The 15,452-nt window shown below is 32.7% G+C and carries 14 protein-coding genes; 8 read left to right on the top strand and 6 right to left on the bottom strand.

Going from position 1 to position 15,452, the window contains the following annotated elements; all coding sequences use genetic code 11:
* Positions 1 to 22: 22 nt before the first annotated feature.
* The 7 genes from SJY43_RS02505 to tsaB are packed head-to-tail and all read left to right on the top strand — an operon-like array spanning position 23 to position 6,878.
* A complete protein-coding gene (locus SJY43_RS02505) occupies positions 23 to 724 on the top strand; it encodes an ABC transporter ATP-binding protein (protein ID WP_396602273.1) in 702 nt (233 codons plus the stop codon).
* Positions 717 to 1,946 carry an ABC transporter permease gene (locus tag SJY43_RS02500; protein ID WP_396602272.1) on the top strand — a complete coding sequence of 410 codons (1,230 nt, stop codon included), beginning with the start codon at positions 717 to 719 and terminating at the stop codon, positions 1,944 to 1,946. Before SJY43_RS02505 ends, SJY43_RS02500 begins: the two co-directional genes overlap by 8 nt.
* Before the next feature lie 2 nt (positions 1,947 to 1,948).
* Entirely contained in the window at positions 1,949 to 3,193 is a 1,245-nt protein-coding gene (locus SJY43_RS02495; protein WP_396602271.1) for an ABC transporter permease, read from the top strand.
* Between the two features lie 12 nt (positions 3,194 to 3,205).
* The gene (locus SJY43_RS02490) at positions 3,206 to 4,321 is read left to right on the top strand and encodes an efflux RND transporter periplasmic adaptor subunit (RefSeq protein WP_396602270.1); all 1,116 of its coding nucleotides are present in this window, start codon (positions 3,206 to 3,208) and stop codon (positions 4,319 to 4,321) included.
* Positions 4,308 to 5,687: a TolC family protein gene (locus SJY43_RS02485; RefSeq protein ID WP_396602269.1), complete on the top strand. Its 1,380-nt coding sequence runs from the start codon at positions 4,308 to 4,310 to the stop codon at positions 5,685 to 5,687. Before SJY43_RS02490 ends, SJY43_RS02485 begins: the two co-directional genes overlap by 14 nt.
* A 19-nt stretch (positions 5,688 to 5,706) precedes the next feature.
* Positions 5,707 to 6,201, top strand: coding sequence for a TlpA family protein disulfide reductase (locus tag SJY43_RS02480; RefSeq protein WP_396602268.1), 495 nt, complete (start codon positions 5,707 to 5,709; stop codon positions 6,199 to 6,201).
* A 2-nt stretch (positions 6,202 to 6,203) separates the two neighbouring features.
* Positions 6,204 to 6,878, top strand: a complete 675-nt coding sequence (gene tsaB, locus SJY43_RS02475; RefSeq protein WP_396602267.1) for a tRNA (adenosine(37)-N6)-threonylcarbamoyltransferase complex dimerization subunit type 1 TsaB — start codon at positions 6,204 to 6,206, stop codon at positions 6,876 to 6,878.
* Positions 6,879 to 6,943: 65 nt separating this feature from the next.
* Here the strand turns inward: tsaB and SJY43_RS02470 are convergent, their stop codons facing one another.
* The 3 genes from SJY43_RS02470 to SJY43_RS02460 form a co-directional block, all read right to left on the bottom strand.
* Positions 6,944 to 7,759, bottom strand: a complete 816-nt coding sequence (locus SJY43_RS02470) for a mechanosensitive ion channel family protein (protein WP_396602266.1) — start codon at positions 7,757 to 7,759, stop codon at positions 6,944 to 6,946.
* A 54-nt stretch (positions 7,760 to 7,813) separates the two neighbouring features.
* On the bottom strand, positions 7,814 to 8,104 hold the full coding sequence (locus SJY43_RS02465) for a DUF1304 domain-containing protein (protein ID WP_396602265.1): 291 nt from the start codon (positions 8,102 to 8,104) through the stop codon (positions 7,814 to 7,816).
* Positions 8,105 to 8,311: 207 nt separating this feature from the next.
* A complete protein-coding gene (locus SJY43_RS02460) occupies positions 8,312 to 8,512 on the bottom strand; it encodes a dodecin family protein (RefSeq protein WP_396602264.1) in 201 nt (66 codons plus the stop codon).
* A gap of 305 nt (positions 8,513 to 8,817) precedes the next feature.
* Here SJY43_RS02460 and SJY43_RS02455 point away from each other — a divergent pair, with 305 nt between their 5' ends.
* Positions 8,818 to 11,016 carry a beta-glucosidase gene (locus tag SJY43_RS02455; protein WP_396602263.1) on the top strand — a complete coding sequence of 733 codons (2,199 nt, stop codon included), beginning with the start codon at positions 8,818 to 8,820 and terminating at the stop codon, positions 11,014 to 11,016.
* Between the two features lie 307 nt (positions 11,017 to 11,323).
* On the opposite strand, the gene SJY43_RS02450 is transcribed toward SJY43_RS02455, so the two are convergent.
* The 3 genes from SJY43_RS02450 to SJY43_RS02440 all read right to left on the bottom strand — a co-directional run bounded on the left by SJY43_RS02450 (position 11,324) and on the right by SJY43_RS02440 (position 15,452).
* Positions 11,324 to 12,724 carry an endo-1,4-beta-xylanase gene (locus SJY43_RS02450; RefSeq protein ID WP_396602262.1) on the bottom strand — a complete coding sequence of 467 codons (1,401 nt, stop codon included), beginning with the start codon at positions 12,722 to 12,724 and terminating at the stop codon, positions 11,324 to 11,326.
* Positions 12,725 to 12,794: 70 nt separating this feature from the next.
* A complete protein-coding gene (locus SJY43_RS02445) occupies positions 12,795 to 13,925 on the bottom strand; it encodes an IPT/TIG domain-containing protein (protein WP_396602261.1) in 1,131 nt (376 codons plus the stop codon).
* 9 nt (positions 13,926 to 13,934) lie between these two features.
* The gene (locus SJY43_RS02440; protein ID WP_396602260.1) at positions 13,935 to 15,452 is read right to left on the bottom strand and encodes a RagB/SusD family nutrient uptake outer membrane protein; all 1,518 of its coding nucleotides are present in this window, start codon (positions 15,450 to 15,452) and stop codon (positions 13,935 to 13,937) included.

The following is a 15,452-nucleotide window of genomic DNA, read 5'->3' as shown; positions in this document are numbered from 1 at the left end:
AAGTTTTATCAATCAATTAACTATGTTAAAAATTCATCAACTTCACAAATCCTATCCTATAGGAGACTCAAGTTTACATGTTTTAAAAGGAATAGATCTTAATGTTGAAGAAGGTGAAATGGTGGCCATAATGGGCTCTTCAGGTTCAGGGAAATCTACCTTATTAAACATTATTGGTATGTTAGATGAAGCCGATTCTGGAGAATATATTTTAGATGGATTACCAATTAAAGATTTAACTGAAAAAAAAGCTGCGGTATATAGAAATAAATTCCTCGGATTTATTTTTCAATCTTTCAACTTAATAAATTATAAAAATGCCCTTGAAAATGTAGCCCTTCCGCTGTATTACCAAGGCTTGAAACGTAAAGAGCGTCAAGAAAAAGCGATGTTTCATTTGGGGAAAGTAGGGTTGGCAGATTGGGCTAAACATTTACCAAAAGAACTTTCTGGTGGTCAAAAACAACGTGTTGCCATTGCTAGAGCTTTAGCTGCAAATCCTAAACTTTTATTAGCCGATGAGCCAACGGGTGCTCTAGACACCAAAACATCATATGATATTATGGCTTTTATTCAGCAATTAAACGATGAAGGTAAAACCATATTAATGGTAACTCACGAAGAGGATATTGCTAACATGTGCAAGCGTATTGTGCGCCTTAAGGATGGTGTTATTATGGAGGATGTTAAAGTAATCCAAGTAAGAGCAGAGCAATATGTTTGATATAGATCTTTGGCGCGAAATATTTCAAAGTATAAATATGAACAGAACCAGAAGCTTGTTATCTGGTTTTACTGTCGCATTTGCTATTTTGTTATTTACTATCCTTTTTGGAATTGCCAATGGTTTACAAAACACGTTTGCTGAAGCTTTTGTCGATGATGCCAATAATACGATTACCATTAGGTCTGGCAGAACGACTAAGGCACATAAAGGGCTTCAGGCGGGCAGGCGCATTCAGTTTACTAATGAAGATTTTGATTATGTGAAAGATGATTTTGGAAATAAAGTAGAGTTTATAACTGCTAGAATCTATAAAAATCTTCAAGCGTCTTATAAAGGCGAACAGAATGTATATGACTTAAGAGCCGTTCACCCAGATCACCAGTATTTAGAAAAAACAATAATAAAAGAAGGAAGATATCTTAATCAAAACGATTTAAACAATAAAACAAAGTTTGTAGTTATTGGGCGTTTGGTTGAAGAGGATTTGTTTTTAAAAACCAAAGCTGTCGGTAAGTATATTAATTTAGGCGGTATTCAATTTAAAGTCATTGGGGTTTTTAGAGATGATGGAGGTGATAACGAAGAACGTAAAATTTATATGCCTGTAACTACGGCTCAGTATTTATATGGTAATAATGATTATATCGATCAAATAAATTTAACCTATAATCCAGAAATGAATGCCGATCAAGCTTTAGGCTTCAGTACGCTTCTAACAAAAAAATTAAAGAATAGGTTCTCTGTAGCAAGAAGCGATCAAAGAGCTATTCGTGTTCGTAATATGGCCGAAGGAACAAAAGCCATAAGCCAAATGACGGTTGGCCTTACTTTTATTATTTTAATTATTGGTTTAGGTACTTTAATAGCAGGAATTGTTGGTGTTAGTAATATCATGATTTTTATTGTTAAAGAGCGAACTAAAGAGATTGGTATTAGAAAAGCTTTAGGCGCTTCTCCAAAATCTATTGTATCTATAATATTAATTGAGTCCATACTTATTACAGCAATTGCTGGTTATGTTGGCTTATTAATTGGTGTAGGTGTTTTAGAGTTGGTAGGGCCTAGTTTAAAAGAATATTTTATAAAAGATCCTGGCGTTAGTAATGGATTGGTTATTGGAGCAACGCTAACATTAATTATAGCAGGAGCCATCGCTGGATATTTACCAGCAAAAAAGGCGTCAAAAATTAAACCTATTGTAGCACTAAGAAATGATTAAACATGTTTAAATTTTTATTCGATAGAGATACATGGCAAGAAGTTTACGATAGCTTTAGTAAAAACAAACTAAGGTCTATCTTAACTATGGTAGGTGTTTGGTGGGGAATCTTACTGCTTATTGGGCTTTTAGGTTCAGCAAAGGGTTTAGAAAATTCTTTTAACCGTTTATTTGGAAGTTTTGCAACCAATAGCGTTTTTGTTTGGGGGCAAAGTACTAGTAAACCTTTTAAAGGGTTTCAAGAAGGCAGGCGTGTAAAATTATCTTTAACTGATGCTAAAAAAGTAGAAGAGAATGTAGAAGGTATTGAGTTTCTTGTGCCTAGAAATCAAAATCAATCTACAGTAGTTAGAAATTTCCTTTCCAGTAGCTTTAGTATAAATGGAGACTATCCATTATTAGATCAGGTTCAAAAAAAGAAGCTCATCCATGGTAGATTCATTAATCAAAATGATATTGATGATAATAAAAAAGTAGTTGTTATATCTGAAGATGCTTATAAACAACTTTTTGAAAAAGATGTTATGCCTATTGGTGAGTATATTGAGATAAATAATATCAATTTTATGGTTATTGGCATTTTCGAAAATGGAAATGTCAATATGGGACCAACTTCAGATATGCACATTCCGTTTACTACATTTCAGCAAATATATAATCAAGGCGATCAAATTGGTTGGATGATGATTACGGGGAAACCAGAATATGATATCAAGCAAATTGAAGAAGACGCCAAATTATTACTTAAAAACCTGAATAAAATTCATCCTAAAGACCAGCGTGCCTTTGGAAGTTTTAACCTAGGAAACGAATTTGCTAAAATAACAGGCTTTTTAACTGGGATGCAATTTTTAACCTGGTTTGTGGGTATTGCCACTTTATTTGCAGGTGTATTTGCTATTGGTAATATTTTATTAATCACAGTAAAAGAGCGTACCAAAGAAATTGGTGTGCGCAGAGCTTTAGGCGCCACACCTTTCGAAATAAAAAGACAAATAGTTGTTGAAGCTGTATTTTTAACTATAGTTGCAGGGCTATTTGGAATTATAACTGGAGGGTGGATTTTAATTTTGTTAGATCATTTCTTTGGCCAAGGTGAAGATGCTGCTATTGTAAACGCATCCGTATCTATAGGAGTGGTGTTTATAGCATTAATCATTCTAGTTGTATTAGGCACATTAATAGGATTAATACCAGCATTTAAAGCGACCAGTATAAAACCAATTGAAGCATTAAGAGAAGAATAAACAATCAAAAAAATGAACAAAACTGTAAAAATTATTTTAGTATTAGTGGCTATCATAGCATTAGTATTTGTGTTAAAGTATTTTAAAGATGCCAACTCTAAAGACGTTGTAGACTTTAAAGTAGAAGAGCCTTTTTATAGCTCAATAAATACAAAAGCTGTAGCAACAGGAAAATTAAACCCAGAAGAAGAAATTGAATTAAAACCTCAAATTTCGGGTATTGTAGATAAAATTCTTGTTGAAGAAGGCGATAAAGTTAAAAAAGGCGATCTAATAGCAACTATTAGAGTAGTGCCAAACGAACAGAGTTTGGTAGCTTCAAAAAGTAGAATAGCAACTGCTAAACTATCTTTTGATAATGCAAAAGTACTTTATACAAGAAATAAAACCTTATTTGAAAAAGGTGTTATATCTCAACAAGATTTTGAAAATAGCGAACTGTCTTTCAATCAATCAAAAGAATCTTTAGCACAAGCTCAAAACGATTATCAAATTATTAAACGTGGTTCAATTTCCGGAGGGAGTTCAGCGAATACTAATATTGTAGCTCAAATCCCAGGAACTATTTTAGAAATACCAGTTCGTGAAGGTGATCAAGTGATTCAAAGTAATAACTTTAATGCAGGTACAACTATCGCAACTATTGCAGATATGAGCTTAATGATTTTTGAAGGAAAGTTAGATGAAGCCGAAGTTGGAAAAGTGCAAGAAGGTAGAGATATTAAAGTTGTTTTAGGAGCCATTAACGACAGAGAGTTTCCTGCAAAATTAACGTTTGTAGCACCTAAAGGAATCGAGGAAAATGGAGCTGTACAGTTTACTATAAAAGCAGATGTTACTATTGATTCTTTAACAAACATTAGAGCTGGTTATAGCGCTAATGCGGAAATAGATATAGAAAATAAGGATAGTGTTTTAGTAATAAGAGAAGCCTTATTACAATACAATAGAATTACAGAAAAGCCTTTTGTTGAAATCATGACTGGAGACAATAAATTCGAAAAAGAAGATGTTGAGTTAGGACTTTCTGATGGCATTAATGTAGAAATTACAGAAGGTGTTGAAGAAGGCGATAAAATTAAAGTTTGGAATAAAGCATCAAAAGATAACGAAGATGAAGAAGATTAATAATAACATAAGTAAAGTCCTACAAGGTTTTAAAAACCTTGTAGATCTAAAAAGAATTATGGTCTCGCTTTTTTTGTTATCCTTTGTTTTTTCTTTTGCACAAGAAAAAGTATGGACACTACAAGAATGTGTAAATCATGCACTTGAAAACAATATTTCGGTAAAACAAAGTCAAAATACATTACTTAGTAATCAGCAAGATATTATTGCATCTAAAGGTCAATTTTTACCATCTGTGTCTGCCAATGCATCTCATACTCTATCTTTAGGGAATAGAGAGTTATTTCCAGGAGAGTTTGTTGATAGAACAGATAACACCTCAACTATTGGTCTTGGAGTAAATCAAACTATTTTTGATGGATTTAGATTAACTAATTTGTACAAACAGTCTCAATTAACTTTAGAGACTAATCAATTAGAATTACAAAGAATACGAGATGATATTTCATTAAATGTAGTAAACTCTTATTTGAATGTACTTTTTAATAAAGAACGACTAGAGACTGCAAATGCACAATACATATTTAGTAAAAAACAGTTAGATCAAGTAAATGAATTAGTAGATGCTGGTGTTCAGCCAAAAGCTAATCTTTATGATGCTGAAGCAACTTTGAGTAGAGATTCTCAACAGGTTACTCTGGCAGAAAATAATTACAACTTGGCATTGCTCACTTTATCTCAATTATTACAAGTCAATTACAATGGGTTTAATATTGAAATCATTAACATAGATACCCCATCAACGGCATTACTTTATGATAATGTAAATCCAATTCTAAATTTTGCGTTACAAAACAGAGTTGAAATTAAAGCTGCAGAAAAAAATGTTGAAAACGCAATTTTAGGTACGGAAATTTCTAAAAGTGGCTTTTATCCAACACTTTCAGCGAGGTATGGTTTTGGTTCAAATGTGTTTTTTACAAATTTAATTGATACGGAGGAGGCTTTCTTTACACAGTTAAATCAGCAAAAAGGTCACCGATTCAGTTTAAGCTTAGATATTCCAATTTTTTCTAGATTTCAAAATAAAACAACAGTTGCTAAATCTAGAATTCAAGAAGAAAATAGTAAGCTTAATTTAGAGCAGGCGAAACTAGATTTAGAATCAAATATCCAACGTGCCTACACAGATGCTCAGGCAGCTCTTAAAGCTTTTGTTGCTGCAAAAAAATCATTAGAATCTCAAACCTTAGCCTTTAATAACTCAAAAGAGCGTTACGATATTGGAGCTTTAACGGCCTTCGATTTAGAACAGGCTAGAGTGCAGTTAATAAATGCTGAGTCTTCTTTGATAAACGCTAAATATGATTTTGTTTTTAAAACAAAAGTTTTAGATTTTTATATGGGTAAATCTTTAACAAACTAGATATTTCTATATTTACAGAATGAAATCATTTATATTAGTTTTCTTCAGTTTCTTATGTATATCATTAAGTGCGCAAGTAAAAAAACAGCTTTGGGCAAAATCTTATTTAGACAAAAAAGCACCAGAGTTAATTGTTGAAAAGTGGCTTTCTGATAAACCAGATACAAAAGGCAAATTTATTTTAATAGATTTTTGGGCAACATGGTGTGGACCCTGTAAACAAGCCATTCCTGAATTAAATAAATTTCAATCTGAATTCAAGGATGAATTGGTAGTTATTGGGATTACAGATGAAACAAAGTACACGGTAAATAAAATGAAAAGCCCTGTAATGACTTATTTTAGTGCCATAGATACAAAGCAAAGGTCTAAAAGAAGCTATAAAGTTAAAGGCATTCCTCATTGTGTTTTAATTGACCCAAATGGTATAGTGCGGTGGGAAGGTTATCCTACGCTCAAAGGTTTTGAGTTAACCTCTAAGGTTATTAAAGATATTATTGAAAAATATAAATAATTTTGAGCTTAATTTTAAATTTAGAAACAGCAACAACCAATTGCTCCGTATCGCTTTCAAAAGATGGTGAAACTATTGTTTTAAAAGAAGATAACGATAAAAGCTATTCCCATGCAGAACGACTTCATGTATACATAAACGACGTTTTAAAAGAAGCCAAAATAACATCAAGTGATTTAGATGCTATTGCGGTTAGTAAAGGTCCTGGATCTTATACAGGTTTACGAATAGGTGTTTCGGCGGCAAAGGGACTTTGTTTCGCCTTAGACAAACCATTAATTTCTATTCCAACCTTAGAGGCGCTTGCACATCAAGTTAAAATGGATGAAGGCGTAATTGTTTCTATGCTTGATGCCAGACGCATGGAAGTGTATTCTGCTATATACGATTCAAATTACAATTCAATTAGAGAAACTCAAGCTCAAATTCTTGACGAATCTTCTTTTAGTGATTATTTAGAGCAAGGAAAAGTCTATTTTGTTGGTAATGGTGTTGAAAAAACAAAAACCCTAATTACCCATGCAAATGCTGTTTTTATAGAAGATAGGTTACCTTCTGCAAACCAAATGAGTTTGTTAGCCTACAATAAATTTCAAAATGCAGAGATTGAAGATGTGGCTTATTTTGAGCCTTATTATTTAAAAGACTTTGTGGCTTTAAAGCCTAAAAAGAAATAAAATAAAAAACCCTTCAAGTTTTAAAATTGAAGGGTCTTTAAAATAGTGTTGATTAAATACTATGTTTAAGCATCTTTATGTATCTCAACTGAATGTGGATAAGGTATTTCAATACCTGCAGCATCAAGAGCTATTTTACATTTTTCAATAGTACCAAAATATACATCCCAGTAATCTGCAACTGTAGCAAATGGTCTTACTGCAAAATTAACAGAACTATCAGCTAGTTCAGATACATTTACAGAAGGAGCAGGATCTTGTAATACTTGAGGGTTATCTGTAAGCACTTTCAATAACACTTCTTTGGTTTGTTTAATGTCTGCATCATAACTCACACCAATCGTTAAATCTACACGTAGTTTTCCTTCGGTCGAGTAGTTAGTAATATTTCCATTAGATAAAGCAGCATTTGGTATAATAACTTCTTTGTTTGTTGGTGTTACTATTTTAGTTGTAAAGATTTCAATTTCTTTTACCACACCAAGTTCACCTTGAGCTTCAATTAAGTCACCAATTTTTATTGGTTTAAAAATCATTAGTAAAACACCACCTGCAAAATTAGCTAAAGAACCTTGTAAAGCCATACCAATAGCCAAACCTGCAGCAGCTAAAATAGCAGCAAAAGATGTCGTTTCAATACCTAGATTAGCTAAAATAGTTAGTATTAAAAGTATTTTTAATATCCAACCTATTAAATTAAGTAAGAACTTTTGTAGGCTCTCATCATAATTTTGCTTGGTCATTACTTTAGAAATACCTTTTGTTATTTTTTTGATAATCCAAGAACCAATAATCCAAATAGCAATGGCTCCAATTACTTTTAGGCCATATTCAGTACCCAAATCAATCCATTTTTGTGTGTTAATACTTTCTAATTCCATAATGTGTTTTTAAGAGTTTTTTTGATTAGTAAAATTATAATTAATGTTTAATTTTTAAACATTAAAATAAAGTATAATTAATGCAATAATAGCAGGAATTGCTTGTACATAAAACAACTTTATTTGCTTTGTAGAATAAGACCCGTAAATACCTGCAATAGTCACACAAATTAAAAAGAAAACTGCAATACTTGTGTCTTTTTGAATAATAGAGAAGATTAGACCTGAAGCAATAAACCCATTATAGAGCCCTTGGTTCGCGGCTAATACTTTAGTGTCTTCGGCAAATTGTTTAGATTTTAGACCAAAAGATTTTATTGTTCTAGGTTTGGTCCAAAAAAACATTTCTAAAAATAAAAAATAAAAAATAAAAATGCTCAATAGATACAAAGGCTATCAGTATAATAGATATTAGTGTCATTGCTTTATGAGTTTTAAGACTTCTTGAACTTGTGTTGATTGCAGAAGCTACATCCACCAAAGTTAGCGAATTTACACCATAAAAAAAGCGTCCAATAAATAGAACGCTTTAAGTTTTATGTGAAGTGATGTTTATTCTACTTCAAACGTGATTTTTAAGTTTACTCTAAAATCTGCAACTTCACCATCTTTTACACTTGCACTTTGATCTTGAACATATACAGAACGAATATTTTTAAGACTTTTTGAAGCATGTTTTACTGCTTTTTTAGTAGCGTCTTCCCAACTTTTTTCTGAGTTTGCTAAAATTTCAATTACTTTTAAAACTGCCATAATATTTATATTTTAGTGTGAATAATGTTATTTATTAAGCAAGGTACAAAATTATATGATAAGCTTATTTCAATGTTTTGTAATATTTATTTACTTGCTAAATTGTGTTTTTGTTTTAAAAACATTTTTTTAGAATAAGAATGAAATTGTTAGAATATAAAGGCGGGTTAGCCTTTGTTGTATTACTAAACTAGCTTAATAGTGTAATTATTCTAATAAATGCTTGATTAGTTTTAAACTACTTTAGGGTGATGCGTTATTTTTACAATCATAATAAACACTTTAATTGTCTAAAAAAACTTAGCATGAATAAATATTCTATTTCACTCCTATTTACCTTCTTTACTATTAGTATAATCTATTCTCAAAATACGGTTGCAAAAAGGGTTCAAGAAGATGTTATAAATGTGAAAATTGACAGTATTCTATCATTATTATCAATAGAAGAAAAGGTAGCTATGTGTCATGCACAATCAAAATTTAGTACTAAAGGGGTTGAACGGTTAGGAATACCAGAAATTTGGATGTCTGATGGACCCCATGGTGTGAGGGCAGAAATTAGTTGGGATTCTTGGGATTATGCAGGATGGACAAACGACTCCATTACGGCGTTTCCTGCCTTAACATGTTTGGCTGCATCATTTAATCCAAACCTTTCATCTCAATTTGGTAATAGCATTGGTGAAGAAGCGCTCTATAGAGAAAAAGATGTATTACTCGGGCCTGGTGTTAATATCTATAGAACACCTTTAAATGGAAGGAATTTTGAATATTTAGGAGAAGATCCTTATTTGGCTTCGGTAATGGTTGTGCCATATATTAAAGGTGTACAAAAAAATAATGTGGCTGCATGTGTAAAACATTTTGCTTTAAATAATCAAGAGCATTTGAGAAGTACTATAAATGTAGAAGCTAGTGATAGAGCCTTACATGAAATTTATTTGCCTGCGTTTAAAGCTGCGGTAACCGAAGCGGGCGTTTGGTCTATTATGGGAGCCTATAATAAGTTTAGAGGACAGCATACCACTCACCATGAATTATTAACTAATAAAATATTAAAAAAAGATTGGGGTTTTGATGGTGTAGTAATTAGTGATTGGAGCTCTACGCATAATACCATGGAAGCTGCGCTTAATGGATTAGACATGGAAATGGGAACAGGAACAGACGGTTTAGGTACAACGACTTCCAACCATTATGATTACTATTATTTGGCTTCTCCATTTTTAAAAGCTATAAAACAAGGCAAGATTGAAGAATCTGTGGTTGATGACAAAGTGAGACGTATTTTAAGATTAATGTATCGTACCACTTTAAAACCTAACAGAGGTTTTGGAAGAATAAATAACAAGGAACATCATGAGGTAGCTAGAAAAGTGGCTCAAGAAGGTATTGTGTTATTAAAAAACGAAAACAACTTTTTTCCAATTGAAGATAAAAAAGGTTTAACTATTGCTGTTATTGGTGAAAATGCTACACGTTCTATGACCGCAGGAGGTGGTTCATCTGAATTAAAACCCCAATTTGAAATTTCGCCTCTTGAAGGCATGAAGCAACGTTATAGAAACGCTAAAATTATTCATGCTATGGGGTATCATACAGGACCTTCTGTTTACGATAATGTTATTCCATCTAAACTAAATCAAGATTCTCTGAGAGTTCAGGCTATTGAAACAGCTAAGAAAGCAGATATAGTTTTGTATGTTGGTGGACTAAACAAAAGCCACTTACAGGATTGTGAAGGTGACGATAGGCAATATTATGAGCTTCCGTATAATCAAGAAGAATTCATTAATCAGTTAAAAGCTGTTAATCCTAATTTAGGAATGCTATTGGTAACTGGAAATGCTGTTGAAACGCCTTGGTTAGATAAAGTTGATGGTTTAATTCAAACTTGGTATTTAGGAAGTATGGCGGGTCATGCTATTGCAGATGTTGTAAGTGGCGATGTCAATCCTTCTGGAAAATTACCATTTTCATTTCCTAAACAATTAAAAGATAATGGAGCTCATTTTTACGGTGAGTTATCTTATCCGGGAGATGGTACTAATCAGCACTATAAAGAAGATATATTAGTAGGGTACAGGTGGCATGATACCAAAAACATAGAACCTCGATATGCTTTTGGATATGGATTATCTTATTCAAGTTTTAGTATTTCTAATGTTGAGACCAATAAAAAGAAGTATAATACAGAAGACGTAATTACAGTTTCTTGTAATGTAAATAATGTTGGTAATGAAAGTGGCGCAGAAGTCGTGCAAGTGTATGTAGGTAAGAAAAAATCTAAAGTAAAAAGAGCTTTAAAAGAATTGAAGGGTTTTAGCAAAGTTAATATTCAGTCTGGCAATACAAAAACCGTTAGTATTGATATACCTGTAAGCGCTCTGGCTTATTATAATGAAGATAAATCTGATTGGGATATAGAAAAAGGTGCTTATATTATCTATGTTGGCAATGCATCAAATAACATAACAAAAACACTCCCAATAAGTATAAATTAATTGTTTAGTTAGTTTAATTACCCAACACCTATATCTTTTCTTTTTTAAAGTTTTAAATGATGTAGGTGTTTTTTTATTAAACACTTTTAAGTATTACATAACTAGATTAGGCTCTTTTCATCCAATAATTGTGTTTAAATTAGATTTCTTTTTACTTAAATAGTTACATATAGCGAGCTATTTATCAAGAACTAAAGTTAGCTAAAGATGCTTTCTAGTTAGATGTATAAAAAGCACAAAACATAAAGCAAAAAAAATCGCCTAAAATTTCTTCTTAGACGATTTCTTACACGCTTGACTAAAACTATTAATCTAATCCTTCTAGAAACCCTGTGTGAGCCTCTTTCAATTCAAATTTATTGTCATATAATAATGGCCAGTCGTTGCCTGGATGATTTAAATCTGTACTATAGGGTATCCACGATTCATTATCTTTAAAACCCCATACAGTTAAAGCGTATTTATTTGCATCAGGAAGCGCATTGTATATTTTAACAATCTCTTTATACTTCTCTTTTTGGGCTAAACTCCTTTCCTCGGTAAGGTAAGTAATATCATTATTTTGGTTAACTTGAATGTCTAACTCAGAAACATGAATTTTCAAACCTAAGGCAACCGCTCTATTGATATCGGTTTCTATTTGTTCTTTAGTGGGACTTAAATAGGTGTTATGCATCTGAAAACCAACACCATCAATGAGATTGCTTGTCATTAAATCATCAACTATTGTAAACATTTTATTCTGTTTAGGTATGTTGGTTGAGGTAGCATAATCATTATAGAATAACAAGAGGTTTGTATCCCCTGCAGCATTAGCAGCATCTCTTGCCCATTGGTAACAATCTTTAATATAGTTAGCTCCCATTTTTTGAAGAAAAATGGTGCTTCGCATATTGCCATTATCATCAACAGCCTCATTTACAACATCCCACGATTTAATTTTTCCGGCATATCGGGTAACTACATCGGTAATGTATTTTTTTACTTCTAATGCAAATTCAGCATCTGTGCCTGAAAAATTGGATAGCCAATCTGGTACTGCATTGTGCCAAACTAAAGCATGGCCATGTACATTTATACCGTTATCATTGCCGTAGTTAACTATTTTATCGGCAGCGTCCCAACTGTAAGAGCCACTCCCTGTAGAAATTGGATTCATTTTCATTTCATATTCTGCAGTAATACTACTAAATTCATTTTTTAATACGGCATCATAAGAACTTCCATCTGTTAGCTGGTTTGCTTTTACGGCAACTCCTACATAAAAAGGATTAGGTAGAGCATTAGCCTTTACCTTTAGGTAGGTTGGATCTTCGGGTTGGTTGCCTGTTGTTGTAACTGTAATAATATTTGAATTATTTGTAACTTCATTACCTTGTTTAGCTCGTACCCTGTAAAAATAGCTAACACCAGGGGAGAGTCCCATAACTTCGGCCGTAGTTCCAGTCTTTTCTAAAGCATTATACCCAGTTACAAAGTTTGAAAAATTGTTTGATGTTGAAACATCAATCAAATAGCTTTCTGCTTCGGGTACTACAACCCAATTTGCAGTAAAAGAATTATCTGTAATACTGCTGGCATTAGAAGCAAAAGGTGTTCCTAAAACAATTACTGGATCAGAAGATGAGCTACCTCCATCTTTACTACAACTTAGTAGTGTGAGTACTAAAAAAAAAGCTATTCCCATTTTTATTTTAATTATTCTCATTTTTTTATATTTAAAAAAGGTTACTGTTTTTTAATCTAGTAACCTTTTATATTACTTTATATATTTAGGGTTATTCCTGTACCCTGAATGTAATATCATCAAATTGAACACTTGAAGAAGTACCATTATTAGGTAAAGAAACTTTAACCTGTAAGATACCAGACGGATCAATTTTTTCAGTATCTGTTGCTGCGTTCCCAGGGTTATAATTAGATCCAAATTGATCTAATGTAGTTGAAACTTCTTGCCAACCACTAGTTGATACTGTAAAATTATAAGCCCAAGTGTCTAAAATGACATCAAAAGAAGCACCTGCGTTTGCATTTACCATCATTTTAAACGTTGCTTTGGTAGCCTCTGTAGCTGTATTGGGTAAAAAAGCACCGGCTTCATTATTCTGGCATCCATTATAACCGAATGTTGTTGCTCCATTATAATCATATTGGGCACAATTACCGGTTTCGCCTGCGGCGGTTACAGACAAATCACCTGCATCTCCATAAAACCCCCAAGTACTAGTGTATAAACCGTTACCATCAAAATCTTCAAACAAGTAATCAACAAATCCGAAATTAATATCAACAAAGGTAGTGTTCGAAATACCAGGACCGGCTTCCACAATTGCTGTACTTCCGGCTTCGGTTGTAATAACAATATGTTGTCCTTCGGTCGCATCAGTTGGTACTATAAAATACATTTCTTGATCTGAAACTAATGTATATTCTAATGGGTCTTCACCAAAGGTAACAGATTGAATATTTATAAACCAACTTCCTTTTATGGTTACTTTATCTCCTAGTTTAGGATTAGGAACACTAAGTTTACTAAAAACAGGAGCAGGTTGTAAAATGTTAATTTGAGAATCAATTTCTCCATTTGCAGTTATGAACTTTATAGGCTGAACTCCAAAATTATATGGATCTTCAAAATCATAATTTGGTATGTTGAAAAAGATGGCATTGTATGAATTTAAATTAGGATTAAAGGATACTTCTAATTTATTGTCCAGAATAATTTTTTCCAAACCAGATAAATTTGTGCCTTCAATTTTAAGTAATTCACCAGGAGTACCTGATGCATTTGGACTTGTTTGTGAAGAAAAAGAAGTTATTGCGGGTAATTCGACCTCGTCCTCAGAACATGAAAATAATGTAAGGGCAAGAATGGCCGAAACTAAATATATTTTTATCAAATTTTTCATAATTGTAGTTTAAAAATTAAATGGAACAGGCGCAGCTGTTAAATTCTCATTGATACTTATAGCGCCAGATGGTAGAGGCATCGAAAAGAAATCATCTGTTGGAGTGATTTTAATAGAAACTAGCTCAGTTCTAGCATCATCTCCAAAAAATCCTCTTTCTTGTGCTGCGATTTCTGCCAATGCATCGGCTCTATTTCTGCGTTGAAGATCAAAATAATATTGGCCTTCTAATAAAAATTCTATTCTTCTTTCTTTAAATAGACTGGATTGAGTAATGTTACTAACTGAACTTAAACCTGCACGAGATCGAACTCTATTAAAAGCTGAAATTGCTTCACTATCGGAGGTAGAAGCATTGTCTCCTAATTTTGCTTCGGCCATCATTAGTAATATATCTGCATATCTTAACATGTTGGTGTTTTGGTCTGTACGCATGAAACACACGTTATATCCATCATCTGGCGAACCAACAATATATTTTCTAAAATTTAATGCGGTTTGAGAAGGAAGTTTATTAAAAGTGTAACCATCTTTTTTGCTTAATAACTCTGGATAAAAATCACCATCAACCATAATGGATGGTTTTCTTCTTTTGTCTCCATCTTCGTATAATCCTGGTAAATCTGTAGTTGGCATGTAAGACCCCCAGCCATCTCCGCCTCCTGTTATACCTGAACCAGATGGCACGATAAAGGCTTGTTCTGTGTTTTGGGTGCCCCATTCATTACAATTAACCGTCCATTGTAAAGAGAATAAACTCTCTATACTATTGTTAAAGTTTGGGTTGTTAAATAAATTGCCATATTCTTCAAGTAAATCGAACTTACCACTAGTTATAACTTCTCTACATAAATCTGCTGCTTCATTATATTTTTTCAAATTTAATTTCACTTTAGCCAACATACCCATGGCAGAGTATTTTCCAATTCTTCCCGTTTTTGGTTCTGTTGTTAATTTTTCTGCGGCATCTGCTAAATCCATCTCGATAAATTTATAAACATCAGACTCTAAATTCCTCTTAGCATTTATACCATCGGAGTTTTCATCAAAAATTGGAACAGGACCCCAAATTCTCACTAAATAATAATAGGCCGTACCTCTCATAAATTTAGAAACTCCAATACCTTGGTTAAAAGCATCTTCAGGAATGTTCTCTTTGTCTCTAATTAAATCTTGCATTAAGGAATTAGATTGGTTCACAACAGAAAACAAGGCTGTCCAATTACTATTTAGTACGGCATTGTCATTTAATACAGATGCTTCTGCAAATGGTCTAAATTCACCGTCGTTGGCCCATACGTTCCCAGCATAGGTATCTCCTTGGGTAATCATACCTTTAAAATTATAATCAAACCATCCTTTTGTATATAATCCATTTTGAATGCCTTCATATGGAGATGCTCCTGGAGGTAAACAGTCAACGCACAATGAATTCTCCGATCTTAACTCGGTGAAATCTTCTGAACATGATACTATAGAAAGAATTACAGTCAATAGTATCAATACCTTTTTTATTTGTTTTTTCAT

The sequence above is a fragment of the Algibacter sp. R77976 genome, from assembly GCF_044594645.1.
Taxonomy (GTDB): domain Bacteria; phylum Bacteroidota; class Bacteroidia; order Flavobacteriales; family Flavobacteriaceae; genus Algibacter_B.
The sequence above is the reverse complement of the archived record's forward strand: the minus strand, read 5'-3'. Positions and strand labels throughout refer to the sequence as shown.

Coding starts and splice junctions, on each gene's coding strand:
- SJY43_RS02505 (WP_396602273.1), top strand. CDS start 23: ATGTTAAAAATTCATCAACTTCACAAATCCTATCCTATAGGAGACTCA.
- SJY43_RS02500 (WP_396602272.1), top strand. CDS start 717: ATGTTTGATATAGATCTTTGGCGCGAAATATTTCAAAGTATAAATATG.
- SJY43_RS02495 (WP_396602271.1), top strand. CDS start 1,949: ATGTTTAAATTTTTATTCGATAGAGATACATGGCAAGAAGTTTACGAT.
- SJY43_RS02490 (WP_396602270.1), top strand. CDS start 3,206: ATGAACAAAACTGTAAAAATTATTTTAGTATTAGTGGCTATCATAGCA.
- SJY43_RS02485 (WP_396602269.1), top strand. CDS start 4,308: ATGAAGAAGATTAATAATAACATAAGTAAAGTCCTACAAGGTTTTAAA.
- SJY43_RS02480 (WP_396602268.1), top strand. CDS start 5,707: ATGAAATCATTTATATTAGTTTTCTTCAGTTTCTTATGTATATCATTA.
- SJY43_RS02470 (WP_396602266.1), bottom strand. CDS start 7,759: ATGGAATTAGAAAGTATTAACACACAAAAATGGATTGATTTGGGTACT.
- SJY43_RS02465 (WP_396602265.1), bottom strand. CDS start 8,104: ATGTTTTTTTGGACCAAACCTAGAACAATAAAATCTTTTGGTCTAAAA.
- SJY43_RS02460 (WP_396602264.1), bottom strand. CDS start 8,512: ATGGCAGTTTTAAAAGTAATTGAAATTTTAGCAAACTCAGAAAAAAGT.
- SJY43_RS02455 (WP_396602263.1), top strand. CDS start 8,818: ATGAATAAATATTCTATTTCACTCCTATTTACCTTCTTTACTATTAGT.
- SJY43_RS02450 (WP_396602262.1), bottom strand. CDS start 12,724: ATGAGAATAATTAAAATAAAAATGGGAATAGCTTTTTTTTTAGTACTC.
- SJY43_RS02445 (WP_396602261.1), bottom strand. CDS start 13,925: ATGAAAAATTTGATAAAAATATATTTAGTTTCGGCCATTCTTGCCCTT.
- SJY43_RS02440 (WP_396602260.1), bottom strand. CDS start 15,452: ATGAAAAAACAAATAAAAAAGGTATTGATACTATTGACTGTAATTCTT.